Source organism: Escherichia sp. AM3, from assembly GCF_032029835.1.
In the GTDB taxonomy this organism is placed as follows: Bacteria; Pseudomonadota; Gammaproteobacteria; order Enterobacterales; family Enterobacteriaceae; genus Escherichia; species Escherichia coli.
This window is the reverse complement of sequence record NZ_JAVUPQ010000658.1, coordinates 1-372: the sequence shown is the minus strand read 5'-3', so window position 1 is coordinate 372 and position 372 is coordinate 1. Positions and strand designations below refer to the sequence as shown.

1 pseudogene is annotated in these 372 nt (G+C 62.1%); it reads left to right on the top strand.

From position 1 onward, the window contains the following. Positions 1-372 (top strand): annotated as a pseudogene (locus tag RTW80_RS27745) (glycosyltransferase family 2 protein); the annotation flags it as partial.

Here is a 372-nt window from a genome sequence, read left to right as displayed (position 1 = left end):
CCGAAGTGATGGTGCGCCTCTACTGGCAGGGCAACACCAGCTATTTTCTGCCCACCCGCGTAACCTATCCGCCGGACGGGGTATCTCATTTCGATGCCCTGAAAGACAACGTGCGCATCTCGTTGATGCATACCCGTCTGTTTCTCGGCATGCTGCCGCGCATTCCTTCCCTGCTGATGCGTCGCCGCTCGCAGCACTGGGCGCAGCAGCAGGAGGTAAAAGGATTATGGGGCATGCGCCTGATGCTGCGCGTCTGGCAGTTGCTGGGGCGTAAGGCGTTTACCGCCCTGCTGTGGCCGGTTACCGCCGTCTACTGGCTGACCGCCCGCTCTGCGCGTCAGGCGTCGCAGCAGTGGCTGGCGCGGGTTAAAA